Raw genomic sequence first — 22,162 nt, forward strand, 5'->3', positions numbered from 1 at the left:
CGTTACGTTGTTCAAAATATGGCCGCATATTTCAAAACTGGCCATTTCTTTTGATATAAATCAACGTTTTGTGCGCGAACACAGGTCTTTTGTGTTCGCACACAACTGTGTTTTTTGCTACGAAACGCCCAGACAGGCAATTCGCCCCCTACCGGCCGCCATGCCACCGGCGATGTGCCCCTGTCGCCATTCGCGGCCTGCCGTGCGCTTTCGTACCGCTGCAGGCATCTTGCCGGCCACCTTGCCTTGGCGCAGCCCGCTGCTCCACCGGCAAAGGCGCCAGCCAGACTGCACGGCAACACAACTGAATCACTTCGGAATCTGAAGGCCAACCGGGGCTCAACCACAAAGCATGGCCACCGTCGCGTGGCCATGCCCCCACACCGCTACGGCATCACCGGCAAGCTGAGCCCCGGCCGACAGTTTGCCAACAAAGCGCCGGCAGGCAAGCCACCACGCCGTGGCCATTGCCTGCAACAACAAAAATGGACGGCTACCGATTCACATCGATTCCGTCCACTAAAAATATATAACCCTAAAATCCATACTTCTTTTTCAAATGAGAAAGGGGCTTTCAAGCTCTCCCATCCTCATACCTGTTGCAGCTTTCGCTGCAAACAGGGTTTTACATCTGGTCTAACAACCTTTCTACCTTCCTCACATTATCAATTGTTACCCTGATAATCTTTACCTTAGCCAATACCTTTCGTTACCTATTGAGTCTGTCCTGAAATCTTAAGTACCAATCTTTACCTATTGTGTTACCCTAGAATCTAATTACCTTCGACTAATTATCTTTTTTCCTTTTGACGTTGCAAAGTTACTACGTTTTGCCGAAACGGCAATGCAAAAAATATGTTTTAAAACATAAAAGGGGCTTGTTTTTGACCTAAATCAACTAAATGTGTCCGCACACAACGGTTTTTACCGCTTTTCGGCGGCCCAATCCCCGCCTATCTGCCCGGCCACCATGTTGGTCAGCTCCACAAAGCGGGCCACGCTGAGTTGCTCGGGGCGCATGGTCATGAGCTCGCCGTCGAAAAACCCCTCGGCCACGGCCTTGCCTCCGAACAGTGGCTTCAGGCTGCCCCGCAGCATCTTCCGCCGCTGGTTGAACACCGTCTTTACCACCCTGCGGAACAAAGCCTCGTCGCACCCGAGGTCGGTAACCCCGTTGCGGGTCATGCGTATCACGGCACTCTTTACCTTTGGCGGCGGGTTGAACACGCCCTCGTCGACGGTAAACAAATACTCAACGTCGTACCATGCCTGCGTGAGCACGCTGAGTATTCCGTAGGCCTTGGTGCCCGGGGCCGAAGCCATGCGCTGCGCAACCTCTCGCTGTATCATGCCGGTGCAGCACGGTATGAGGTCTTTATTGTCGAGCATCTTGAAGAAAATCTGCGATGATATGTCGTATGGATAGTTGCCCGTGAGCACAAACTGGCGCCCGCCAAACACCAGGCTTAGGTCCATGCGCAGGAAATCGTCAGCTATCACGTTCTCTTTCAGGCGCGGGAAACGCTCGTGCAGGTAGGCAACGGATTCGGAGTCGATCTCCACCACCTTCACTTCGCGGGGCTTTTCCATCAGATACTGGGTGAGCACACCCATTCCCGGGCCCACTTCCAGCACCGGGATGTCGGGGCACGAGTCTACAGTGTCGGCTATGCGCCGTGCTATGTCGAGGTCGGTCAGGAAGTGCTGGCCGAGGTTCTTCTTTGGTTTTACTTGCTTCATGATGGATGCAAAGGTAGCTGAAGTTGGATAAAAAACAAAACAAAAGCCCCAGTTTTTAACCTCCCCGCCTCATTACACATTATATATATAATAAGCGCGACAGGCCGCCGGCCGCCGGCCATCCATATTTCCATCCATTCAATCCACCGCCGGGGCCATGCCTGCCGCGCCGTTCAAAGTGCCGGGTGAGCGGCGTCAGTAGTAGTGTTCGTGGTATACCTCGAAATACAATATGCCTCGTTCGGGGCTAATGGTCACCTTGTCCTCACGCGCAAGCCACCCTATGGCACACGCAAGTTCCAGCGGCCCAAGCCCGGTCTTGCCCACCAGCTCTTCCCAAGAGCACCGTTTGTCACTCAGCACGTTCCATACCGTGCCGGCATCTCTGCCAATCTTTTTCTTGTCCATGCCTGTTTGTTTTATTTTCAACAACTATTTTAACTTTCATTCGCGATGGCCTTTCAGCGCATACACCTATGTGCGCTCGCCCCGATGGTAAGGCAGCAGCATGCAAAGCAGGGCGCCGCCTGCGCATATCCATACCGTAGAGCCCGTTATGTCTTTCATTGCCACGAGGGTGGCCTGCTTCGCCACCGGCCCGAGCACGGCCGCCGACGCCGTTTGGGCAGCCTCGACGGCACCACGGCCCAGCCTCTTGCCGCCGGCCTCGACAGCTGCAAAGCGTGCTGCCGCCTGCTGCCTGTCGGCGCTGTAGTCGTAAGCCAGGCGTGTCGCGTAGTGCCTTTGGCGCTCCTGCAGCCAGTTGGCGTAGACCGAAGTGCCTATGGCCGGGACCACGACATTGCGCACAGCAACCATCAGGAAGAGCCACGTGGCGAAATAGCGCGCCGGCAACCGCTTCATGGCAAAGGCGCACGTGACCGAGTAAAGCACCAGCATGCCCGAATAGTGCAGCAGCGTTGGCGGTATGGTGTGGCCGTAGTCGCCCATCGTCTGGTAATGGAAGAACATGTAAAGGTTGGCTCCGAGCATCAGGGCAAAGCCCATGGCGTAAATATAACGGAAGTGAACCCGGCAACGCACACACACCAGAGACAACGCCATGCCGGCCACGCAGCCCGGCATCGCCCAGCACGACACACGGGCACTGTCAAGGTTTCCCGCGCAGGTAGACAGCTTCAGGTAGGTGGTAACAAACAGCGTGCTGCTGTTGACGAGCATCAGCAGCACAAAGATGCCGATGCCGTACCACGTGTAACGATGGCCGAACACACCCGCCTCGAGCAGGGGGCGCTCCGCCGTATGTGCCGCAAGCCACAGGTAAAGCCCGCCGCCGATAGCCGCCACGGCCAGTGCCACGCGCATCGAACGGCTGTCAAACCAGTCGAGTGTCTTGCCGAACACAAGCATGTAGCACAACGCTCCCATGGCAACGACCAGCAAAACGGCATCGGGAAGGCGGCTTGACGACAGTCGGCAACCCTGCGACGGAGCATTGCAAAACGTCAGCATGACCAGCAGGATGGCCGCCAGCATCATGCCGACGACAAGCCAATAAGTGTATTCCCAGCTAAACTCATAAGCCACCCAGGCCGAGACGAAGTTGCTAAACTGCACTATGCACAGTATGTAACAGTAGAGCACGGGCATCAGCACCGTCCGGGCATGCTCGCCACGGTATGCCTCCGAGGCGGTGGCCGGGTCGTGCAAGAACATGTCAAGCGTGTTTATGCCAAGCACATACGGCGCTATCACGAACGTGGTATTGAGCACCAGGGCCACCCGGACAAAACCAATGAGAAAGCAACACAACGCCAATAGCGGCAGGTTGCGGCTCACGGCGCACACCACATTGAGCAAAGCCAGCACGGCATAGCCGCCTATGTAGACAGCCTTGACGTTGCGGCCACGCAGATAGGGCACCATAAACGGAAACACCATCGACATGCCTATGCTCGCACAAAGGCTCAGAAACTGGAACTCTTCGGTCAGTACGCCCATGCTGCCGGCCATCTCGTTGATGTTGCTCAGGTAGGTTCCGCCCGAGAAAAACAACGGCACGAACAGTGCAAGCAACACCGCCACACCAACAGGCTTGGGCATCCAGCTGTGGAAAGGAAAGCTCTCTGTCATACGGCATGCGGTCTAAAGGTCTGCTTTCACCACGCACATCATGCCTGCCACGAGGCGTGCGTTGTCTTCGTCGGTAATGTCTGTGAGCGAGATACGCGCAGGCACACGCTGCTGTATCTTCACGAAATTGCCGGCAGAGTTGTCGGTTGGCACCATCGAATATTTCGAGCCGGTTGCCGAACTTATGGCCTCTATCCTGCCTTTAAACGTCTCCCCGGCGAAGGCATCGACCGTAACGGTCACCTCCTGCCCCACCGCAAGTCGCTCAATCTGCGTCTCCTTGTAGTTGGCAACCACCCACTTGTGGCTGTCGGGCATTATTGTGGTGAGCGTCTGGCCCGCATTTACAAACTGTCCTTCCTCAATCGACCGCCTCCCCAGGTAGCCGTCGCACGGTGCAGTCACCACGGTGTACGACAGGTTGAGCCGCGCCAGCTCTACGTCGGCCTCTGCACGCATTATCGCCGCGTCGGCGTTTACCTGCCGTTGGCCTACCTCCGACACCGACGAGAGGGCAGCGTCGCGCTGCTGCATGAGGGCAACGACACACGCACGGGCCATTTCCAGCTGCGTCTGATACTGCTCGACGGCTATCTGCGTAGCCGCTTTCTTTTCGAGCAACTTGCCGTATCGGCGGCAATCCTTCTCAAGCTGGGCTACCTGCAACTGTGCCTCGGCTATCGAAGCGTCGTAGACCGACGCGGCATCCGACGCGGTTTGCTTCGTGTTATCGACCACCTTGCGCCCGCTCCTGGCATCAATCAGCGCTGCCTCGGCCTGTTTCAGCCTTATACGGTACTCGTCATCCTCGATCATAAGTATGGTATCGCCTTTATGCACATACTCATGCTCGGTGAAACTCACCTTCTTTATGTAACCCGGCACACGGATGTTGACCGGCGAGATGTATTGCTCCACCTGGGCATCGTCGGTAGTTACGCTTTTCCTGTGGCCGATAAACAGGGCTGCCACCTCCCATATACCCCATGCAACAAAGGCCAGCGCCACTATTGCGGCAACTCTCCGGGGCATCGAAACACTTGTTCCGACCTGTTCGACAGACTTATCATTTGTTTCCATATACCACGTATTATGTTTTTACTTGCGTTTCACGTCAACATCACATCAGCGCGTCAGCTCATCAAGGGCGCCCGACAGCTTGAGCAGCTCGAGCCTGGCCATGTCGCACATGCAATGCGCCTGCACGCAGGCCGACTGCGCGTTGCGCAGCCTCATCTCGTCTTGCAGCAGCTCGGTCATGGATGCCACGCCCTCCTTATACTTCTCTCCGGTCACCTCATAGACGCTGACAGCCTGCCTGTAGCTCTTCTGTTGCGTGTTGAAAACCTCGATGTTGTGGCGCAGCTGGCGCATGGCGTCGCCGTAGTCTTTGTCCATCTGCTTGCGTTTCTGCTCATATTCCACCATGGCCCGATGCCGGTCGTACTCGTATTGCCGCCTTCTGAGCCGCTTGTCATTGCCGTCGAATATCGGTATGTTGACGGTCAGGGCCAGGTAAGTGTTGCCGAACCAGTTGTGGGTGTCGCCGTCTGTGTGGAAGAAATGGCGGAGTTTTTCCTGATACCCAACAGCCCCCAGCTGCCCGCCGAGCATCACCGAAGGCAGATAACCGGCCCTGACAGCCTTTGCCTGCCGCTCTGCCAGCTCGCCCTTTGCGGCAATCAGCCTCAGTTCGGGCAGCATTTCGCTTCTCACCCCGATATAGGCCGCCGGCACATCGGCCGCCATTTCAACGACCCCGACCGAAGTCTCGGGCGGCAGGTCGAGCAGGAAGCGCAACAGATTAAGTTGCTGTTCGTAAAGCGTGGCATACCTGTCGCGCTGCGCCGTGAGGCTTTCCATGTTTATCTTCACCCTCGACAGGTCTGTTTCCATCACCACCCCGCCTTTGAACATTTCCTCCGTTATGGCATAGAGTTCCTTCATCCGGCTTATGTTCTCGTCAAGAAGCCTTTGCTGCAGCTGCGACGCCTGAGCCAGGTAATATACGTTTCCGATTTGCACCGTGAGGTCTTCAACCGCCTTTTCATACCCCAGGCTGCTTAGGTTAACCAGCGTTTGCGCCACTTTGCTTGCCGCCAGGATGGTCTGGCTGTACAGCGGCACGCTCACCTTCACGCCAGCCGCCACTGCATACTGCATGCTTTGTATTTTCTGCCATGTGGGTTCGTCGGGGAAATCATTGCCCAGCAGCGTGCCCGATGTCACGTTGGCAGGTTTCATGAAATAGTCTGTCAGCATGAAATCGGCCGCAATCACCGCCAACAAACGCGAACGGCTCTGGGTCAATGCCGTACGGCTCTTCTCCATGTCGATGCGACTTTCAGCGAGCGTGAGGTTGTTTCGTATGCCTGTCTCGATGCATTCTTTCAATGACATCACGCCCCCTTGGGCGCAGAGCGCCGACGGCAGAGCCGCCAGCAGCACAAACATTAGTCTCGTATTCATATCAGTAGCTTCGATTGTTTGGGTGCAAAGATAGCGGGAAACGGCCTCTCTGAAAAGTGCAAAACAAGCGGAAGACTGTGCAATTTCAACGAATGTGCTTTAAAAACAGCTGTATTGGTATTGGAATATTGGCAAAAATTCGGTTAATTTGCATCGTAATCAGCAACCAACGACATGGAAAATGAGTTTTACCGGATGCTCGACATCGACCAGCTATTGGCCAATTATGCCACCGTTTCAGAAAACAAGTGCGGCTTTTTCCTGTGCCGCCGCGGCAGCGCCGACCTGTTGCTCAACAACAAGAGCTTTCATGTCGAGGCGGGAATGATGTGCATATACACCCCATACACGTTTATCAGGATAGTGCAACACAGCCCCGACATTGGCGGATGCCTGATGGAAGGCGGGCTCGACGCCATACAGCCGGCGCTTTCAGACATACACATTGCCGACCGGCTGCACATACGTTCACATCCGTGCGTGAGGCTTGGCGATGCCCAGGTGGCACGCATCGAAGAGCTGTTCAACACCATTGGCAACCGCACTGCGCTTGCCCGGGAGTCGTGCAGTCCCCGCTCGGCCCGCCTTCGGGGCATGGTCGTGCAGTCACTGCTGCAGGCTTTCTGCCTCGAAGTGCTTGACATTTACTTCAACTGCGCCCCTGTCGAAGAGCTGCCACAAGACTGCGAGGAGCGCATATTCAACCGTTTTTTCATGTCGGTGTTCCGCAACTGCGAGCGCGAACGCGCCGTGTCATACTATGCCAACGAGCAAAGCCTGACGCCAAACTACCTCTCGTCGGTCATCAAGTCGCATTCCGACCGCACTGCCATGCAATGGATTGAAACGCTAACCATACTGAAAGCCAAGCACAGCCTGCGCTTCACAAAACTTACAATAAAGGAGATTGCATATAAGATGCACTTTCCCGACCAGTCGGTCTTTGGCCGTTATTTCAAGAAACACTGCGGTATGTCGCCCTCAGATTACAGAAACAAGGCTGCAGAATGACTGTGCCCACCGGCCTGCGGGGCTGCAATGGCCCGGCAACGGCTGGCATGGCGGCTACAAAGGCTATAAAGGCAGCCCCACACCCTGTGCCCCCGGTCAAGGCTTTTCGGCCCCGGCCTGCGCCGGCGGGTCATCGCCGGCACTGCGTCTGCGGGTGTCGAAAGATTGGCCGGGGCACTGTTCGGCCGCCATCTGCGGCGTGTCGTCGGGAAGGCTGTAGCGCATTTTGCGGTCTTCAAGGTAAATATGGTTGAGCGTAAACTCCAGCGAAAGCAGCGTCTGATTGCGCTTCTCCCCGGCCAGTTCGCACTCCCACACCGTCAGGCAGTGCCATCCCATCTCAGCCAGCCGCCTTTGCACGTCGACGTCACGCCTGCGGTTGCGGTCTATCTTGCGTCTCCAGAAGTCGGTGTTGGTCTTGGGCAGGTGAAAAGCCTTGCAGTCGTGGCCGTGCCAGAAGCACCCGTTGACAAATATTGCCGTGCGGTATTTGCGCAGCACGATGTCGGGCCGGCCGGGCAATCTGGGGTGGGCCAGCCTGAAACGGAATCCCCTGGCAAAGAGATAGCGGCGCACAATCAGTTCGGGCCTGGTGTCCCGACTGTGTATTGAAGCCATGATGCGGCTCCGCTTCTGTCGCTCACGGTCATTGTCCATAGGCAAACAAACATTGGTTGACATTGCCGGCGGAAGCCGACGGGGGCATCAGCCGCTCACTCTTCCACCCTGACGGCAATGATGCGTATGTCGTCCAGCGGTCGGTCGTAGTCGTCGGTGTCGACCTCGAGCATTCGTTCAACTACGTCGAGGCCTTCGGTGACCTCGCCGAACACGGTATACAGGCCGTCGAGCTGCGGCAGGCCTCCCACCTTGCGGTATGTTGAAGCCATCTCGTCGGTCATTGTAGCCCCGCCGCCCAGCGTGTCAAGGCGTTGGCGCTGCTCGTCGACGACGGCCGTGGAATGGCGCTTGCCCCATACGATATAAAACTGGCAGGCATCCGACTCGCGCCCGGGGTTAGCCTCGTCGGCCTCGCGGGCCATGGCCACGGCCCCCCTTTTGTGGTACAGCCGGGGCAACCGTATCTCGGCCGGAATCCTGTAGTCGAGCGTGCCGCCGCCCAGCATCTGGCCCGGTTCGGCCCTCTTGCTGCCGGGGTCGCCGGCCTGCACCACGAAGTTTCGCACCACACGGTGGAACAGCAGACTGTCGTAGAAATGGCTGCGCGCCAGTTTCAGGAAATTGTCACGATGCGCCGGCGTCTCGTCGTACAGCTCAATGCGTATGTCGCCGAGCGTGGTCTGCACAACGACCGCCTTGCGTGCTGCCGCCTGCAGCGCGCCGGCCAAGGCGAAGGCCATGATGAAAGAAATAGCCAAATGCTTCATGTCATGATTGTTTTGTAATCGAATTCTGCCATCCTCCCCTGAAAAGGCGCAGCAAGAAGATGGCCCCCCTGAACGTCAGTTCTACGGCCATGGCCGTCCAAACGCCCCTCAGGCCGTAGTGAGGTGCCAGTGCCGCCGCCAGCGTCAGGCGCACGCCCCACATGCTGAGAAGGTTCATGACAGCCGGTTTGAGCGTGTCGCCGGCCCCGATGAACACACCATAGCACACGATGGCGGCCGCAAACATCGGTTCGGCAAACGCCTCGATGCGCAGCGCCGCCACACTGAGCTCGCGTATGGCCTCGACCGGCGTCATCACCGACATGAGGTTTGGCGCGAAAACATACATCAGCACGGCCATGAACGTCATGACAACCATGCCCATGGCCACCGAAAGGCGTGCGAAGCTGCGCGTAAGCGCCCGCTGACCGGCACCGATGCCCTGGCCCACAAGTGTGGTGGCGGCGTCGGCAATGCCGTATCCGGGCATGTAGCACAAGCTCTCAACGGTTATGGCAAAGGTGTTGGCGGCTATCGAGATGTTGCCCAGCGGGGCCACGATGGCCGTGCTCACTATCTGGGCCCCGCCCATCAGTATCTGCTGCAGGCCCATGGGGGCGCCTATCCTGAGCGCCGTGCCCACGCAGTCGGCCGTTGGCCGAAACGAGCCGGGCCTGTGGCGCAAGGCCAGGTGGGGCGAGCGGAAAAGCAGCGAGTAGGCCATCAGCGTGGCCGAAACGAATATGGCGCACAGCGTGCCGAGGGCTGCGCCGGCCACACCGAGCCCCACCTTGAATATGAAAATGTAGTTGAAGCCCACGTCGAGCAGGCACATCAGTATGTTGAGCACGCTGGGCACCTTCATGTTGCCGCTGCACTTGAGCATGCTTCCCGACAGGTTCTGCAACTGATAGAAAGGCAGTGCCAGCGAGAAAATCAGGAAATACATCGACGAGTCGTGGGCGATGTCGCTGCCGCCACCCAGCCAATAGGGCAGATGGGCGTGGATGGCAATGCCCAGCAGCATGAGCATGGTGCTGAAGACGAGTGCACACACAATCCCCTGGCGCAATATGCGGCGCGCCCGCTCGAAGTCGTTGGCGCCGATGGCGTGGGCCACCTGCACCGAAAATCCCATCGAGGCCGCTGCCAGCAAGCCGCTGAACAGCCACGTGGACGACTCTACCAAGCCTATGGATGCCGACTGGCGCGCGCCCAGACTGCCCACCATCGATGCGTCAATGAAGAACATCACGATGGCCGACATCTGTGAAAGTATTGACGGAACGCTAAGTTGGGCTATCAGTCGCAGCTTCTCGCCGCGCGTCATGGTGCGACCCTCACGGATGTACGACAACAGTTCGTCGCCCTTGTTCTTTCCAAACATCGAGTTGCCTTTTTCTCTTTTCGTTATGAAGTTTACCCCTCATGCATGCCGCCACCGGCGCCCCGAGGGCCGTGCTGCCCGCAGCCGGCATGCGCCACCATTCGTGGCGGGGATGCAAAATTACTCATTTTATTCTTTTCCGGCAACGGTTTGGGTGGAAAAAACTGGGGTAGGGCCGCGGCGGCGGCCCTACCCGGCAAGGCCCGGCAGGCCTGTGTGTCAACGCCCTACGGACCTACCGGCCTCGTAGGCCTTTGCCAGCGAGGGGTGGCCGGCTATGTCGCCACGCTCGTTGACGCCGCCGGCAAACACCACGCCGGCCAGCCTTGACCGCTCGAAACATGCCACCCAACCTTTCAGCGCCGTAACGGCGCCGTCGGCCGTGGTCGGTTCGTCTTCGGCGGCAGAGGCCAGCAAATAAACGTCACGAAACTTGTAGTCGGTGCCGTAAACCGGGTTGGAACGGTCGATCATGGTCTTCATCTGGCCGCTCACGCTGTAATAGTAAACCGGCGTGGCCCACACCACCACGTCGGCGTCGTGAATCTGCTGCCCGATGGCGTCGGCGTCGTCGTGCATCACGCAGCGGTGGGTGTCCTGGCAGGCCAGGCAGCCGCGGCAAAAGCCTATGGCCTTGCGGGCCAGGCTCACCGTCTCTACATTGTGCCCGGCCTCGGCGGCGCCGCGGGCAAACTCATCGGCCAGCGCGTCGGAGTTACCCCCTGTGCGCGGACTGGTCTTGATAATAAGAATGTTGCTCATAGACAAGTGTTTGTTGGTTTCTTAATGCTTCGTCACTGCTTGCCGCCTGCCACCACCGACGCGGCCCACTTGCGCGCGTCGTCGGCCCCCGAGTTGAGCAAACGGCCGTCGCCCCAGGTGATGCCTTGGCCATACAGCCGCTTCAGTTCGCCCACGCTGTTGGCTATGGTGCTGCCCCCCGAGGTGGCAAATGGCACCACGCGCTTGCCGTCGAAGTCGTAGGCCTCCATGAAGGTGTATACTATGCGCGGGCACTGGTCCCACCACACGGGATAGCCGAGGAAGACAACATCATACTGTCCGACTGCGGCGCTGCTGTCGGCCAGCGCCGGCCTCGACGCCGGGTCGGCCATCTCGACCGAGCTGCGGCTCGACTTGTCGCGCCAGTCAAGGTCGGCAGCGGTGTAATCCTTTGCCGGCCGAATGCGATAGAGGGTTCCGCCGGTGGCCTCGGCCACTGCCTTGGCTGCTGTTTCGGTAGTTCCCGTACAAGAGAAATAGGCCACAAGAACCTTGTTGCCGCCGGACGTCTGTCCGGCCGTCTGCCCGGCCGGCCGTGGGCCGCCCTGCCGTGCGGTGCACGATGCGGCGAGCATCATGGCCGCCGCGATAAATCCAATTGCTTTAACCATATCCGATATGCTTTATTGTGGTGCCTGCCCGGAGGCCGGCACCGGTGTTCCATCAATCCGGCGCAAGGCCATGGGCTGCCCGCCGGGCCGCCCTGCACTGCCCGCGCTCTGTTTTCTAAATGCAAAGATACTTGTTTTCGGCTGTAAACCGAATATCGCCATTACCGAAACGCCAACCATTTTTACTGATATTCAGGCTGGCCTTGGAGCACAGTCGCCACGGCCACAGGCACCTGCATGGCGCCGGGGCCCGCAAAGCCGTATCATTGTAGCCGTGCCGACAGGCCTCTGCCTCGGCCTGTGGCGCAACCCGACAAGGCGTGGAAGCCTTGAGCCAAGCGCCTGTGAAGCATTGCACAATATCACCGCAAGCCAGCCGGCGGCCTTACGGAAACAAGAAACAAAATAGTTACAACGTCGGGATGCGGCCCACGCCATGCCATGGCGCACCGGCGATACGGCCCCAACGAGGCCGCAAAAGCGCCCGTTTGGGGCTGCAAAACGCGCCGTTTTGCCATTCAAAACGGCCCAAACCGCAACCCGCTGACAGCCAAGCGGTTGCGCAGCCGGGCGAGAAAATGAAACGATTTGACAAAAATGACACCCATGGACAAGGTACACTATAACAGGGAACAGACGCCGACGGCGGAAGCTACTTCTACCAACGCATCTACCACTACTCGCTCTACAACCACACCGGCAACGGCATTGTGAGCGGACCGGCAACACTCAAGTATACGATGGACAAGAGAAACGTGTTCTGGCCGATACCAAACGACGCCATAACCGCCAACAAAAACGGGCAACTATGGCAGAACTTCGGATATGAGGGCTACGATGCCGACATACCTAAATGGGACAACTGGCAGGATGCCGTGGCCGATGAAGACGTCACCGACTGACGGCTGACCGACTGAACAAAACAAATCCGGGCCGAAATTGCACCATGCAATTGTGGCCCGGATTCTTTATCATAAAACAAAACTAATTGTCTGACACAACAAGAGTGGCGTCAATGGTTGCCGGCGGTCTTGATTCCTATCATTATGCCAAGCGCTACAGCCGCCAGCAACACTACCACATAGACTGCCATCATTACAAACATAATCATCGCCTTGACCTCCTTTCAATTAGAAGTTGGCCTTGAGAAGCTCAACAGATGCCAAAAACAAACCGGCCGTAAGAACCGGCACAACTACGCACAATGCTACAATTCCAATCATTTCCATAATCTTCTACTTACTTTTTGTTGTTATCCTAATACTTATTTTCTGATGCAAAGGTACGCCTTCCGGCCGAAACGACGCCTAAAGCAAAGGCACTAAATGCGCCAAAAGCCCATATATTTGACACAAATCAATGTTGTGCGCGCCCACAAACAGCAAAATTCCACGCCGAAACGGAGCCGCCCCAATCGTGAGACATGCAAGCCGGCAATTGGCCGGACGGCACCCTTCGGCACGAAGATGCCACCTGCCGACATAAGCCAGGCATGCCTGCCAGTTGGCGAAACCGCATGGTTTGAGCCACCGGCAGGCATGACACAGCCCGCAATCCGGGCCGTCGCAGCAATCGCCCACACGGCCGCATAATCACCACAAAGCCACAAACAACACCGACAAACGCAAATTATGCCCTGCCTGGGACAAGAAAACTAACCGAATTATTTTGCGTTACGCACGAAATAATGTATATTTGCATATTGATATGGAAGCAAGAAAGATAGCAAACACTTGCGTCAAGATAATAATGCCGCTGGCGTTGGGCGGAGCCATATTATACTGGATGTACCGTGGCTTCGACTTCAAGAGCATGAAAGACGTGTTGCTCCACGAAATGGACTGGACGTGGATGGCGCTCTCGTTTCCCTTCGGCATACTGGCGCAAATGCTGCGCGGCTGGCGATGGAGGCAGACACTGGAGCCTGTCGGCGAACATCCGAGGCGGTCGGTGAGCATATATTCGATATTCATCTCATACGCCGCAAGCCTCCTGGTGCCGCGAATAGGCGAGTTTACACGCTGCGGAGTGCTGAAGAGATACGACGGGGTGTCGTTTCCGAAGGCATTGGGCACTGTAGTGACGGAACGGGCCATAGACTCTCTTTTGGTGCTCATAGTCACCGGGGTGATGCTGTTGTGCCAGATGAGAGTGTTCAACACGTTCTTCAACAAGACCGGAACAAGCATGGACTCGCTGCTCGAACGGTTCTCGCCGGCGGGCTATGCAGTGACCGCAGTGTGCGCCATCGCCGCGTTGCTGCTAATACACATACTGCTGAAGAAGCTGTCTGTATATAATAAGGTGAAGGCCACGCTGAGCGGAATATGGCAGGGTGTGGTGTCACTAAGGGGGGTCAAGAACACGCCGATGTTCCTGCTGTTCACCATCGGGATATGGGCCAGCTACTTCCTCCACTACTACCTGACGTTCTTCTGCTTCGACTTCACGGCCCATCTCGGCGTTTCCTGCGCATTGGTGACGTTTGTAGTGGGCAGCATAGCAGTGATAGTGCCTACCCCCAACGGCGCCGGCCCGTGGCACTTTGCCGTGAAGACAATGCTGATACTCTACGGAGTGGCCGACGAGCAGGCTCTGTTTTTCGTGCTAATAGTGCACTCCGTGCAGACAATGCTCGTGATATTGCTCGGCGTATGGGGCTGGGCGGCACTGGCATTCACCAAAAGGCGCAATGCGCCGGCAGCCATCGCGCCGGCAGCATGAGCCATCAGCGAGCCGGCATAAAACAATGACACAACAAGGGAAAGCCACGGGCGAGGCCAATGCCGGCAGGCAGAAGCGAGCCCCGAAGCCCACCCTAATAAAACCATAGACTATGAGTGAGATAAAAAACCTAAAGCCCGAGTGCATCTGGCGCAACTTTGACGCGCTGACACAGGTGCCGCGTCCGTCAGGACATCTTGAGAAAGTACAGAACTTCCTGCTCGACTTCGCCGCAAAGGTTGGCGTCGAAGCCTTTAAGGACACGGCCGGAAACATTGTGATGCGCAAGCCCGCAACCCCGGGAAAGGAGGGGTGCAAAGGCGTGATACTGCAGGCGCACATGGACATGGTGCCCCAGAAGTCGAAGGAAAGCACGCACAACTTCGAGACGGATCCCATTGAGACATACATCGACGGCGACTGGGTGAAGGCACGCGGAACCACGCTCGGCTCTGACAACGGCATCGGCGTGGCAGCCATCATGGCCGTAATGGAAGACAAGGAACTGAAGCACGGACCGGTGGAGGCACTGATAACGGCCGACGAGGAAACCGGCATGTACGGTGCCAACGACCTGCCCGAGGGCGAACTCAACGGCGACATACTGCTCAACCTCGACTCTGAGACTTGGGGAAAGTTTGTCATCGGCAGCGCCGGAGGACTCGACATAACAGCCACACTGGAATACAAAGAGGCCGACACCGACCCTGACGACGCAGCCATAAAGGTGACGCTGAAGGGCCTGAAAGGCGGGCACTCGGGATTGGAGATACACGAAGGCCGCGCCAACGCCAACAAGCTGATGGCCCGTTACGTACGCGACGCCATCACCGGATGCGAGGCACGCCTGGCATCGTGGCACGGCGGCAACATGCGCAACGCCATACCGTTTGAGTGCGAGGTAGTGCTGACGCTGCCCAAAGAGAACATCGAGGCCGCAAAAGAGCTCGCAGCCGACTACAAGGAGACCTTCGAGCACGAGTATGCAGGCATTGAGAGCGGCATAATATTCACCGCCGAAGAAACCGAGACGCCCAAGAAGGAAGTGCCGGAGGACATCCAAGACAACCTGCTCGACGCCATCTACGCCTGCCACAACGGCGTGCTGCGCATGATACCGGCAATACCCGCCGTGGTCGAGACGTCGTCGAACCTTGCCATAATAGACATTACAGAAGGCAATGCGGCCGTAAAGATACTTGCACGCTCGTCGAGCGAGAGCATGAAGGAATACCTTGCCAACACCCTGCAGAGCTGCTTCAACATGGCCGGAATGAAGGTTACGATGAGCGGCGGCTACACCGGCTGGGACCCGAACACCAACAGCGAGATTCTGAAGCTGCTCGAACGCGAATACCGCGAGCTCTTTGGCGAGGAGGCAGAAGAGAAGGTTGACCACGCCGGACTGGAGTGCAGCGTCATCCTCGGCAAGTATCCTCACCTCGATGTCGTATCGCTCGGCCCGACGCTCCGCTCTCCCCACACCACCGGCGAGCGTTGCTACATACCCACAATGGCACCATTCTGGGACCTGCTCAAGAAGACACTTGAGGACATCCCGGCCAAATAAGGCATGCCACCACGAAATGATATGATCACAATATGGAATGCCTGCCGGCACAACACGGCCCATACGGCAAGTTGTGCCGGCAGCTTCCTTCTGACCGACCGACACTAACCTCAACACAAAACTACATGACCACCACATTCAATGTTACCATGAACAAGACTGTAAAAGTTATGACCGCAGTATGTTTTGCCATAATTTTTACAGTGTTCGGCATCACCTACGGCATCAGTATGTATGACGGCATTGGCTTGGCCGCAACGACCGCAACCACTGTGACATTCGTCGCAGTGCTGGTTTCCATGTTCCTTAGCTACTACTATTCGTCAAAGAAGATTGTCGCAGACAGCCATTCGCTCACCATCATCCGGCGGATAGGAAAGAAAGCGCTGCCCATCCGCGACATCATCTCGATTGAAAGATATGGCGGCATGGCAACCGACCTACGCCTGTTCGGCGTCGGCGGAGTGTTCGGATTCACCGGTTGGTTCACCGGTGGAAAGGGCAAGTACTTCGCATACGTGGGCGACCACCGCAACACGGTGATGTTGACGACCACCCGGCGAAAATACGTGGTGAGCTGCGACAAACCGGAAGAGCTGGTGGCTCTTGTGTCCAGCCTCATCGGCAACGGCGGCAAGGCGTAGGCGGTAAAGCGGCGCCAACAGGCCGTAACAGATGTTTCAATAGCAAAAATATGCATGTCGGCACTTAAATAAAGTTGAAATAAATGCTGGAAGTTAAAAAGAAAATGAGTACCTTTGCACCGCAAAAAACAACAGCAAACAAAATCATGGACGATTATCACGCGGAAAACTTTAACTTGTAGGTGCCGAGGGTTCGCTCGATGAAGCTAATCCTTGACCTGAAATCATTATGGAGGATTAGCAAAATGAGAACTTACTGGAACACGGTTGGAGGGCTCACAGCCATCGACGAGTGGCAGCCCAATTGTTGGATACAAGTTACTTGTCCCACAGAAGAAGACCAGCAGATGCTGGAAGAGCAGTTCAAGATACCCGATTACTTTATCTCTGACATCAGCGATACCGACGAGCGTGCCCGCTACGAGTACGACGACGGATGGATGCTCATTATCCTCCGCATACCGTACGTCAAGGAGATACGCTCGCGCACGCCCTACACCACGGTTCCGCTCGGCATCATCCACAAGCGCGACGTCACCATAACGGTGTGCTATTACGAGACAAACATGATGATAGACTTCGTCAGCTACCAGCAGAAGCGGGGCGAAGGCTTCACCGACTACGTAGACATGATATTCCGCCTGTTCCTCTCTTCGGCCGTGTGGTACCTCAAACGGCTCAAGCAGATAAACAGCCTCATAGAGAAAGCCAAGCGCAACCTCGACCGCGAAGTGAACAACGAGTCGCTCATCGGGCTCAGCCGGCTGCAAGACTCGCTCACCTACTTCATCACGTCGATACGCGGCAACGAGACGCTGCTGTCGAAACTGAAGTTCAAGCTCCAGATAGACGAGCTTGACGCCGACCTCATCGAGGATGTGAACATCGAGATGACGCAGGCCCGAGAGACCACCAACATCTATTCAAACATCCTTGAGTCGACCATGGACACCTACTCGAGCATCATCAACAACAACATGAACACCGTCATGCGTACGCTCACATCGGTGTCGATAATACTCATGTTCCCCACGCTCATAGCCAGCCTGTTCGGCATGAACCTCGTCAACGGCATGGAAGACAGCAAATACGGATTTGCCATAGCACTCGTCATATCAGCTTGCATTTCCGGCGTTTTCTGGTGGGTTTTCCGCCACAAGAGACTTATTTAGACTTAAAAGCTTTAAAAAATAGACTGAAAATTAGGAGTTTACAATATTTTTCTGTAAGTTTGCGCCTAAATTGTGCTGTGCAAAGCGCCATAAAGAACAATTCAACACTCTGAAAGCAACATTCACACAAGGCACAATGATAGTGGCATTAAAACAATCACGGACTAAAAAGTTTGAATGATGGACTCTCAAGAAAAGACCCTCGAAATGGGCAATCAGGAAGAAATGAACAAAGTGGAATCAACCCCCGTCACGGCCGCAGAGCCAGCAACCGAGGGTGAGACTCCGCAAGTGGCAACCGAAGAAACCGAGGCCGAGGCTGCAGCCGAACCGGAATACAAGAAGCACTATGCCACGAAGAAGGAAGTCCTCGACCGCGTCAGGGAGATAGCCCACAACGAGGAAGCACCTGCAAAAGACGAAGTGGACTATCTCAAGACCGTGTTCTACAAGCTCCACATTGCCGAGCGCGAAGCCAACCTGAAAAGTTACATCGATGCCGGCGGCGACCCTGAAAGCTACCAAATCGCACCCGACGAAGACGAAGAGGCCTTCAAGGCTGAAATGGGCATAATAAAGGAAAAGCGTGCGAAAATATTCAAAGAGCAGGAAGAGGAGAAAGAAGCCAACCTAAAGAAGAAACTCGACATAATAGAAAAGATAAAAACCATGGTCACCTCGCCCGAGGAGGCCAACAAATCATACCAGGAATTCAAGGCGCTGCAGCAGGAATGGAAAGAGATAAAGAATGTGCCTGCCGCCAAAGCCAACGAACTGTGGCGCAACTACCAACTATACGTTGAGCAATTCTACGACATGCTGAAGCTCAACAGCGAAGCCCGCGAATATGATTTCAAGAAAAACCAGGAAATAAAGCTGCGCCTGTGTGAGGCTGCCGAAAAGCTGGCCGAGGAGCCGGACGTGATAAGCGCCTTCCACCAACTGCAGAAACTGCACCAGGAATACCGCGAGACCGGTCCCGTGGCCAAGGAACTGCGCGAAGAGATATGGGCGCGCTTCAAGGCCGCATCGACCGTAATCAACAAGCGCCACCAGCAACACTTCGAGCAGCTGAGGGCCAAGGAGGAAGACAACCTGGCACGCAAGACCGCCCTCTGCGAAAAGGTGGAGGCCATAGCCGCCGAAGAAAACAAGGGCGCAAGCGACTGGGAGAAGCACACCAAGGCCATCATCGAGATACAGGCTGAATGGAAGACCATCGGATTCGCACCGCAGAAGATGAACGTCAAGATATTCGAACGCTTCAGGGCTGCATGCGACGATTTCTTCGGACGCAAGGCCGAATACTTCAAGACGCTCAAGGAAACATTCAAAGCCAACGCCGAGAAGAAACGCGCCTTGGTGGAAAAGGCCAAGGCTCTGCAAGACAGCACCGAATGGCGCTCTACATCCGACAAGCTCATAGCGCTGCAGAAGGAATGGAAAAAGATAGGAATGGTGCCCAAGAAAACCGGCGACCAGCTGTGGGCTGAGTTCCTCGGGGCTTGCAACCACTTCTTCGAAGCACGCAACGCCGCCAATTCCGGGCAGAGAAGCGAAGAGCACGCCAACCTCGACAAGAAGCGCGCCGTGATTGAAAAACTAAAGGCCATCAACGCCGAGACCGAAGGCAACGTGCAGGAAATGGTGCAGAAACTGGTTGAGGAATACAACTCTATAGGCCACGTGCCCTATAAGGAGAAAGACAAGGTGTACGACGAGTACCACGCAGCAATAGACAAGCTATACAAAGAGCTCAACATCAGCGTGGCGCAGCGACGCCTCAACAACTTCAAAAACAAGCTTAAGAGCGTGGCCGAGCAAGGTGAAAGCGCACTCGACAACGAGCGCGCACGCCTCATGAGGCAATATGAGACGCTCAAGAGCGAGGTGCAGACTTACGAAAACAACCTTGGCTTCCTCAACGCTTCGAGCAAGAAGGGCAACAGCCTGATTGACGAGATGAACCGCAAGGTGCAGAAGCTCAAGGACGACATGAACCTGCTGCGCGAGAAAATCAAGGCCATCGACGCCGAGAACAAGTAAAAACACCGCCATACGGCAAGCAAACCATAAAGCCCGCACGGCCGTTGGGCCGTGCGGGCTTTTTCTATCCGCAAGCTGCAACGGGCCCTACCAAGGCTCTCCGCTACAATAATCGGCCGTCACGCAGCGCAAATCCTGCACAGAAACCTGCACCATGCCATCCAATTGCCTGCATCTCCAGGCTGTGACATTGCTTGAAGCGCAGTCTCGCCGCAGTACGACAAGCCTAAGACAAAGCCACAACAATCACGCCCGGCAACCACTTGCACATCTTCACATCACCATGCCTTCGGCGCCGTATCGACACCTACGGCAACACCATCGGCGCAAGGCGCCAACTGAAACACACAAGCCCCAACAACCACAAAAATGAAGTCGGAAGCACGCCACCGCCCCACTCTACACAACAAATAGTGAAGCGACAACAGCAACCGGCAAAAGCCGGAAAATGACTTCGCCGAGGCCGAAAATCGGTTAAATAGGCCACAAAAACCAAGAGAAAGCAAAAAAAATCGCGTTTTGGCAAAAAAAAGACCCCAAAAGTTTTGCGGTTTCAGAAAAATGCGCTACCTTTGCACTCGCAATCAGGAAACAAATCCGATGCAAACATTGGGATATGGTGTAATGGTAACACTACAGATTCTGGTCCTGTCATTCTTGGTTCGAGTCCGAGTATCCCAACAAAGAGGCTTCCAAACGAAGCCTCTTTTTCGTTTATATGCCTCACGCCGTTACGCCATCCTGCCAACTTGGGGCGGAACGCAACACAACAAGCCAAGCCGACAACCATGACACAGGCGGCCAACCACCGCTGAGCAAACAGCCGGACAAGCCGCGCCGCCATGGCACATCGCAGCATACCAACCGCCCCAGCTGCGCCTACGGCATTTGCATACGGACTACATTCACTGCCGCCGCAACCTAAACGACAAGGCATGCAGGCACAGCCACCATGGCATTACCTGCCGAAGCAACAGCCCCAATGACTCCGCCAAACCCGCATAGCCATTTTCCAAAACACCCCACCCGCAGATTCGGCGCCCGCAACACATAAAGGCACGCCGCGCCAAGGGGGCGCAAACAGGCACCGGCCGCCACGGTTGTCAACACAAGGCTATTGCCGTGAGGCCGTCGTGCCACATGGCCAATGCCATGGCGCTCACCGCAAACGGATGGCCCCGGGCTCCAACCAGATGGCGAGGGTTGCCGCCAAGCGGCATAGCCGTTGCCAACACTTACCCCGAAAACGGCATCCTCCCCATGCCGCAATTGCGGCCCAATTGCGCCCTATGCAACAAAAGCCCACCGGGCGCCACCCGGGCAATGGGCGCCGGCGACACTCATGGCAAGGCCGACGCCATGTGAAAAAGGCAAGGCGCAACCAATGCCAACGGAAGGCAGGCACCATTGCGCCCGCAAAAAAAACTTACAACCACAAGCCACCATCCCACTGCCGACGCCGCATACCGGCCGTTCGGCACTCCAAAACGGCACGTATCGACATGCGAAACGTGCCGTTTTGCAGCCTGAAACGGCACGTTTCGGAAGGCAGCAGACCTAACGCCGCAACCCCCTGCCATCCAATCGGTTAGCCCATCCAGCCGCGAACCACGGCCGGAGCACAGAGACATTGACGCCAACCGCCAGCAAAAGCCACAGCCAAACAAGCCCTGTTGCCATACAGTCAGGCCGCCGCCGGTGGCCAACATCCCCAGGCCAAGCAGAGAAAATGCAGCTGCCGAGACACAGCCAACATGACCGAAGCGCCATGGAAGCACAATAAAAATATCGGAACAAACACCGGTCAGGCCTTCGAGCGGTTTTGGTTTCACACCCACGCAGCCCAACCAGTGCCACAATGGCCCGGCGGCCTGTGGCATACACCAATTTAACCATCTGACAGGATGCGCATAAAGACAGGGGCAAATGCTTAATATTTCCCAATTTATTTTGCGCTTTTACGTATTTACATTACCTTTGCAAAGGATTGACATCCGCCTGACAGACAGCCAAAACCGCCAAACAGGCCATGCCAAACGCCATAGCCGCCACGCCGGCGCCTAATGGTGCACGAAGCGCAGGCATGGCAGAAGCAAGCGCGGAGCGTCATGTTGGCATCATGTTTGCATGAGATGATATTATAATCACTTTTATAAATATTAATGGAACAAACAAAGCAATTAGTCCAAACCATCACCAAGGGAATACAAGAGAAAAAAGGAAAAGACATAGTAATAGCCGACCTCAGCAGCATCGAAGGCGCCATCTGCCGATACTTCGTGATATGCCAAGGCTCATCGCCATCGCAGGTGGAGGCAATAACCGAATCGATAGGCGACGTGGTGAGCACTGAGGCAGGCGAGAAGCCTACCAAGGTGGTGGGGCTGAACAACGCCCAGTGGGTGGCGATGGACTACAGCGACGTGCTCGTGCATATATTCCTGCCCGACACACGCCAGTACTACAACCTGGAAAACCTGTGGGAAGACGCCATCCTGACAAAGATTCCAAACGAAGAATGAA

18 protein-coding genes and 1 tRNA gene are annotated in these 22,162 nt (G+C 56.1%); 9 read left to right on the top strand and 10 right to left on the bottom strand.

Annotated features, from left to right (window positions below):
• Nucleotides 1-924: 924 nt before the first annotated feature.
• From rsmA to M3089_RS11510, 5 genes are all read right to left on the bottom strand, one after another.
• On the bottom strand, nucleotides 925-1,740 hold the full coding sequence (gene rsmA / locus M3089_RS11490; RefSeq protein ID WP_205107157.1) for a 16S rRNA (adenine(1518)-N(6)/adenine(1519)-N(6))-dimethyltransferase RsmA: 816 nt from the start codon (nucleotides 1,738-1,740) through the stop codon (nucleotides 925-927).
• Between the two features lie 195 nt (nucleotides 1,741-1,935).
• Nucleotides 1,936-2,148: a winged helix-turn-helix domain-containing protein gene (locus M3089_RS11495; protein ID WP_205107159.1), complete on the bottom strand. Its 213-nt coding sequence runs from the start codon at nucleotides 2,146-2,148 to the stop codon at nucleotides 1,936-1,938.
• A gap of 66 nt (nucleotides 2,149-2,214) precedes the next feature.
• Nucleotides 2,215-3,834, bottom strand: coding sequence for an efflux MFS transporter permease (locus M3089_RS11500; protein WP_249084231.1), 1,620 nt, complete (start codon nucleotides 3,832-3,834; stop codon nucleotides 2,215-2,217).
• A gap of 12 nt (nucleotides 3,835-3,846) precedes the next feature.
• Nucleotides 3,847-4,914 carry an HlyD family secretion protein gene (locus M3089_RS11505; RefSeq protein ID WP_249084233.1) on the bottom strand — a complete coding sequence of 356 codons (1,068 nt, stop codon included), beginning with the start codon at nucleotides 4,912-4,914 and terminating at the stop codon, nucleotides 3,847-3,849.
• Nucleotides 4,915-4,959: 45 nt separating this feature from the next.
• The gene (locus M3089_RS11510) at nucleotides 4,960-6,303 is read right to left on the bottom strand and encodes a TolC family protein (protein ID WP_249084234.1); all 1,344 of its coding nucleotides are present in this window, start codon (nucleotides 6,301-6,303) and stop codon (nucleotides 4,960-4,962) included.
• A 174-nt stretch (nucleotides 6,304-6,477) separates the two neighbouring features.
• On the opposite strand from M3089_RS11510, the gene M3089_RS11515 reads away from it, so the two are divergent.
• Nucleotides 6,478-7,314, top strand: coding sequence for a helix-turn-helix domain-containing protein (locus M3089_RS11515; protein ID WP_249084236.1), 837 nt, complete (start codon nucleotides 6,478-6,480; stop codon nucleotides 7,312-7,314).
• 96 nt (nucleotides 7,315-7,410) lie between these two features.
• Here M3089_RS11515 and M3089_RS11520 read toward each other — a convergent pair whose 3' ends face one another.
• From M3089_RS11520 to M3089_RS11540, 5 genes are all read right to left on the bottom strand, one after another.
• Nucleotides 7,411-7,971 (bottom strand): very short patch repair endonuclease, encoded by a 561-nt coding sequence (locus M3089_RS11520; protein WP_249084238.1) that lies wholly within the window; start codon nucleotides 7,969-7,971, stop codon nucleotides 7,411-7,413.
• 56 nt (nucleotides 7,972-8,027) lie between these two features.
• Nucleotides 8,028-8,702 (bottom strand): peptidylprolyl isomerase, encoded by a 675-nt coding sequence (locus M3089_RS11525; protein WP_249084239.1) that lies wholly within the window; start codon nucleotides 8,700-8,702, stop codon nucleotides 8,028-8,030.
• A 1-nt stretch (nucleotide 8,703) separates the two neighbouring features.
• Complete coding sequence (locus M3089_RS11530) at nucleotides 8,704-10,089, bottom strand: MATE family efflux transporter (RefSeq protein WP_249084241.1); 1,386 nt, start codon at nucleotides 10,087-10,089, stop codon at nucleotides 8,704-8,706.
• Nucleotides 10,090-10,308: 219 nt separating this feature from the next.
• Complete coding sequence (locus M3089_RS11535; protein WP_249084243.1) at nucleotides 10,309-10,851, bottom strand: flavodoxin family protein; 543 nt, start codon at nucleotides 10,849-10,851, stop codon at nucleotides 10,309-10,311.
• Nucleotides 10,852-10,883: 32 nt separating this feature from the next.
• Entirely contained in the window at nucleotides 10,884-11,483 is a 600-nt protein-coding gene (locus M3089_RS11540; protein WP_249084244.1) for a flavodoxin, read from the bottom strand.
• Between the two features lie 740 nt (nucleotides 11,484-12,223).
• Here M3089_RS11540 and M3089_RS11545 point away from each other — a divergent pair.
• From M3089_RS11545 to rsfS, 8 genes are all read left to right on the top strand, one after another.
• Nucleotides 12,224-12,385: a hypothetical protein gene (locus tag M3089_RS11545; protein ID WP_249084245.1), complete on the top strand. Its 162-nt coding sequence runs from the start codon at nucleotides 12,224-12,226 to the stop codon at nucleotides 12,383-12,385.
• An 805-nt stretch (nucleotides 12,386-13,190) separates the two neighbouring features.
• A complete protein-coding gene (locus M3089_RS11550) occupies nucleotides 13,191-14,207 on the top strand; it encodes a lysylphosphatidylglycerol synthase transmembrane domain-containing protein (protein WP_249084246.1) in 1,017 nt (338 codons plus the stop codon).
• Nucleotides 14,208-14,319: 112 nt separating this feature from the next.
• A complete protein-coding gene (locus tag M3089_RS11555; protein ID WP_249084247.1) occupies nucleotides 14,320-15,777 on the top strand; it encodes an aminoacyl-histidine dipeptidase in 1,458 nt (485 codons plus the stop codon).
• Nucleotides 15,778-15,947: 170 nt separating this feature from the next.
• Nucleotides 15,948-16,421, top strand: a complete 474-nt coding sequence (locus tag M3089_RS11560) for a PH domain-containing protein (protein WP_249084248.1) — start codon at nucleotides 15,948-15,950, stop codon at nucleotides 16,419-16,421.
• Between the two features lie 245 nt (nucleotides 16,422-16,666).
• Nucleotides 16,667-17,593, top strand: a complete 927-nt coding sequence (locus M3089_RS11565) for a magnesium transporter CorA family protein (protein ID WP_205107469.1) — start codon at nucleotides 16,667-16,669, stop codon at nucleotides 17,591-17,593.
• Between the two features lie 177 nt (nucleotides 17,594-17,770).
• A complete protein-coding gene (locus M3089_RS11570) occupies nucleotides 17,771-19,639 on the top strand; it encodes a DUF349 domain-containing protein (RefSeq protein WP_249084249.1) in 1,869 nt (622 codons plus the stop codon).
• 610 nt (nucleotides 19,640-20,249) lie between these two features.
• Nucleotides 20,250-20,320 (top strand) — tRNA-Gln (locus tag M3089_RS11575).
• A 1,481-nt stretch (nucleotides 20,321-21,801) separates the two neighbouring features.
• On the top strand, nucleotides 21,802-22,161 hold the full coding sequence (gene rsfS / locus M3089_RS11580) for a ribosome silencing factor (protein WP_205107189.1): 360 nt from the start codon (nucleotides 21,802-21,804) through the stop codon (nucleotides 22,159-22,161).
• Nucleotide 22,162 lies beyond the last annotated feature (1 nt).

This window comes from Marseilla massiliensis, assembly GCF_023336985.1.
Classification (GTDB): domain Bacteria; phylum Bacteroidota; class Bacteroidia; order Bacteroidales; family Bacteroidaceae; genus Prevotella; species Prevotella intestinigallinarum.

Coding starts and splice junctions, on each gene's coding strand:
- rsmA (WP_205107157.1), bottom strand. CDS start 1,740: ATGAAGCAAGTAAAACCAAAGAAGAACCTCGGCCAGCACTTCCTGACC.
- M3089_RS11495 (WP_205107159.1), bottom strand. CDS start 2,148: ATGGACAAGAAAAAGATTGGCAGAGATGCCGGCACGGTATGGAACGTG.
- M3089_RS11500 (WP_249084231.1), bottom strand. CDS start 3,834: ATGACAGAGAGCTTTCCTTTCCACAGCTGGATGCCCAAGCCTGTTGGT.
- M3089_RS11505 (WP_249084233.1), bottom strand. CDS start 4,914: ATGGAAACAAATGATAAGTCTGTCGAACAGGTCGGAACAAGTGTTTCG.
- M3089_RS11510 (WP_249084234.1), bottom strand. CDS start 6,303: ATGAATACGAGACTAATGTTTGTGCTGCTGGCGGCTCTGCCGTCGGCG.
- M3089_RS11515 (WP_249084236.1), top strand. CDS start 6,478: ATGGAAAATGAGTTTTACCGGATGCTCGACATCGACCAGCTATTGGCC.
- M3089_RS11520 (WP_249084238.1), bottom strand. CDS start 7,971: ATGGACAATGACCGTGAGCGACAGAAGCGGAGCCGCATCATGGCTTCA.
- M3089_RS11525 (WP_249084239.1), bottom strand. CDS start 8,702: ATGAAGCATTTGGCTATTTCTTTCATCATGGCCTTCGCCTTGGCCGGC.
- M3089_RS11530 (WP_249084241.1), bottom strand. CDS start 10,089: ATGTTTGGAAAGAACAAGGGCGACGAACTGTTGTCGTACATCCGTGAG.
- M3089_RS11535 (WP_249084243.1), bottom strand. CDS start 10,851: ATGAGCAACATTCTTATTATCAAGACCAGTCCGCGCACAGGGGGTAAC.
- M3089_RS11540 (WP_249084244.1), bottom strand. CDS start 11,483: ATGGTTAAAGCAATTGGATTTATCGCGGCGGCCATGATGCTCGCCGCA.
- M3089_RS11545 (WP_249084245.1), top strand. CDS start 12,224: ATGGACAAGAGAAACGTGTTCTGGCCGATACCAAACGACGCCATAACC.
- M3089_RS11550 (WP_249084246.1), top strand. CDS start 13,191: ATGGAAGCAAGAAAGATAGCAAACACTTGCGTCAAGATAATAATGCCG.
- M3089_RS11555 (WP_249084247.1), top strand. CDS start 14,320: ATGAGTGAGATAAAAAACCTAAAGCCCGAGTGCATCTGGCGCAACTTT.
- M3089_RS11560 (WP_249084248.1), top strand. CDS start 15,948: ATGACCGCAGTATGTTTTGCCATAATTTTTACAGTGTTCGGCATCACC.
- M3089_RS11565 (WP_205107469.1), top strand. CDS start 16,667: ATGAGAACTTACTGGAACACGGTTGGAGGGCTCACAGCCATCGACGAG.
- M3089_RS11570 (WP_249084249.1), top strand. CDS start 17,771: ATGATGGACTCTCAAGAAAAGACCCTCGAAATGGGCAATCAGGAAGAA.
- rsfS (WP_205107189.1), top strand. CDS start 21,802: ATGGAACAAACAAAGCAATTAGTCCAAACCATCACCAAGGGAATACAA.